This is a genomic window from Streptomyces sp. NPDC006265, from assembly GCF_040613555.1.
Classification (GTDB): Bacteria; Actinomycetota; Actinomycetes; order Streptomycetales; family Streptomycetaceae; genus Streptomyces.
The window spans coordinates 1-2,994 of sequence record NZ_JBEXSH010001010.1 but is presented as its reverse complement, the minus strand read 5'-3'; the positions used below and the strand labels follow the sequence as shown (position 1 = coordinate 2,994).

Here is a 2,994-nt window from a genome sequence, read left to right as displayed (position 1 = left end):
CCGCTTGGCGACGTTGCGGAAGTGGGAGAACAGCTTCTGGCTGTCCTCGCCCGCGCCGTCCCAGGAGAAGACGACGAACTGCGGGGGCTTCTGACCGGGCCGCAGGCGTTCCGGTCTGGGCAGGTGCGGCTGGGCGCCGGTGTAGGCGGTGGAACCGTCTCCGATCAGCCGGACGGCGCTCTTGGGCGCCTGTGCCGGTGTCGGCTTCTGTGGCTCGGGGGCCTCTTGCCGGGGGGTGCCGGTCGCGCAACCGGCGAGCGATGCGGCACAGACCGCGGCGATCACGGAACTCGCGGCGATCCTGTGGGTGGCGGCCATGTTCCGCCCACCTTCTTCCTTCTCTCGGGTGCGGACAGCGCCGCCAAATTCGCACGAGCTCGAGAAGGAGTTAGTACGACAAGCCGACCAAATGGCTACTTCACTCTTCTGAGGCATCTATTAGCCCATTTGCCCGTAAAGCCTATGCTCGCCCTTTACTCTGCATTACGATCCGTTTACCGAGCGTTGATTCATCCCGCCGATTTACGCCGTGACCGCCGCGACCGAACCCCGCCCCGAGCGGGGCCCCCAGTTACGCGACCGCGCAGCCCCGGAGGAGACGGGAAACCATGTCAGCCTGCGTCCCCACACGCGCCGCCGATCCGAACCGAACCGAGCGCACCCACCCGCCCCACAGCCCGCCGCCGAGCGGACCCCGCCGATTCAGGATCGCGGGTGCCGATGTGTCGGCCTCGATCGCGGTCTTCCTGATCGCCCTGCCCCTGTCCCTGGGCATCGCCCTCGCCACCGGCGCCCCTCTCCAGGCCGGCCTCGTCGCCGCCGCCGTGGGCGGCCTCGTCGCCGGACGGCTCGGCGGCTCCCCGCTCCAGGTGAGCGGCCCGGCCGCCGGGCTCACCGTCGTCACCGCCGACCTCATCCAGCGCTACGGCTGGCGGACGACCTGCGCCATCACCGTCCTCGCCGGCCTCGCCCAACTCGGCCTGGGCTGCCTGCGCGTGGCCCGTGGCGCCCTCGCCGTCAGCCCCGCCATCGTGCACGGCATGCTCGCCGGGATCGGCGTCACCATCGCCGTCGCCCAGCTGCACATCGTGCTCGGCGGCACACCGCAGAGTTCCGTCCCGGACAACCTCCGCGCGCTGCCCGCCCAGTTGGCGCACATGCGCCCGGCGGCCGCGTCGGTGAGCGTGCTGACCCTGGCGCTGCTGCTGCTCTGGCCGAGACTGCCCGGCCGGGCCGGACGCCTGCTGCGCAAGGTCCCGGCCGCGCTCGTCGCCGTCGCCGGAGCCACCGCGGCCGCCGCCCTCGCCGGGCTGCGCCTGCCCGAGGTCGACCTGCCGTCCTGGAGCAACCACGCCCTGGCCGGGCTGCCCGAGGGCCCCGTGCTCGGCCTGGTCGCCGCCGTGCTCACCACCACGCTGGTGTGCAGTGTGCAGTCGCTGCTCGGCGCGGTCGCCGTGGACAAGCTGGTGGCCGGCCGCCCCGGCTTGTCGACCCGCGTCGGGCGCTCGCATCTCGACCGCGAGCTGCTCGGGCAGGGGGCCGCCAACATCGTCTCCGGCTCGCTCGGCGGACTGCCCATCGCCGGTGTGGCCGTGCGGAGTTCGGCGAATGTGCACGCGGGCGCGGTCAGCCGGAACTCCACGATGCTGCACGGCGTTCTCGTAGTGATCGCCGCGCTGCTGATGGTCCCGATCCTGGAGCTCATCCCGCTCGCCTCGCTCGCCGCCCTGGTGATGGCCGTCGGCATCCAGATGGTGTCCCTGAACCACATCCGCACGGTGACCCGCCACCGAGAAGTGTGGGTCTACGCCGTCACCACCCTCGGCGTGGTCTTCCTCGGCGTCCTGGAGGGCGTGGCGCTCGGCATCGCCATGGCCGTCGGTGTCGCCCTGCACCGCCTCACCCGCACCCGCATCACGCGCGAAGTCAGGAAAGGAGTCCATCACGTACACGTCAGAGGACAGTTGACGTTCCTCGCGGTGCCACGGCTCAGCCGGGCCCTGCACCTCGTGCCCCACGGTGCCGACACCGTCGTCGAGCTGGACGGGTCGTTCATGGACCACGCGGCGTACGAGACGTTGCAGGACTGGCAGAAGACGCACACCGCGCAGGGCGGCACCGTGGAGATCACCGGTCGGCATCCCGGCACCCGCATCTCCGAGCCCCAGGCCTTTGACGACTGCCGCTGCAAGCCCTGGACACCCTGGCGCAACCACCAGTGCGAAGGCCCCCAGTCCGTACCCCCTGCCGAGAAGAACCCGGACGGGTCGGACCGCTCCGAGCCGGACCCGACGGGCACCGGCGGAACCAGCGGGCACGAACTGGCGCGTGGCATCAGCGCGTTCCAGCGCAACACCGCACCCCTGGTACGCAGCGAGCTGGCCCGCCTGGCGAGAGAGGGGCAGAAGCCCTCGCAGCTCTTCCTCACCTGCGCCGACTCCCGGCTGGTCACATCGATGATCACTTCCAGTGGTCCGGGCGACCTGTTCGTCGTGCGCAACGTGGGCAACCTCGTCCCGCGCCCGGGCGAGGAGAGCGGCGACGACTCGGTGGCAGCGGCGATCGAATACGCCGTGGACGTGCTTCAGGTGCGGTCCATCACGGTCTGCGGGCACTCGGGATGCGGCGCCATGCAGGCCCTGCTCAACTCCGAGCCCGGCGGTGCCCGAACCCCGTTGAAGCGGTGGCTGCGGCACGGGCTGCCGAGCCTGGAGCGCATGGCCGACGACAGTCTGCCGTGGGGCAGACTGGCCGGACGGTCCCCCGACGACGCGGTCGAGCAGCTCTGCCTGACGAACGTGGTCCAGCAGCTGGAGCACCTGCGCGCCCACGACTCGGTGGCCCGGGCGCTCGGCGAGGGCGCCCTGGAGCTGCACGGGATGTACTTCCACGTGGGCGAGGCCGAGTCCTACCTGCTCACCGAGTCGGAGACCGGCGGCGTCTTCGACCGCGTCAGGATGCGGAAGTGGTCCGGCGTCGGCCAGTTGAAGCCGG

General features: G+C 71.3%; 1 protein-coding gene and 1 pseudogene. One reads left to right on the top strand and one right to left on the bottom strand.

The genetic code is table 11. The features are described from left to right. Window positions 1–318: pseudogene (locus ABZ281_RS44345) on the bottom strand (hypothetical protein); the annotation flags it as partial. A 290-nt stretch (window positions 319–608) separates the two neighbouring features. Between ABZ281_RS44345 and ABZ281_RS44340 the strand changes: the two are divergent. Next, window positions 609–2,994: SulP family inorganic anion transporter (locus tag ABZ281_RS44340; RefSeq protein ID WP_356663944.1), on the top strand; the 2,386-nt coding region annotated here is incomplete at its 3' end.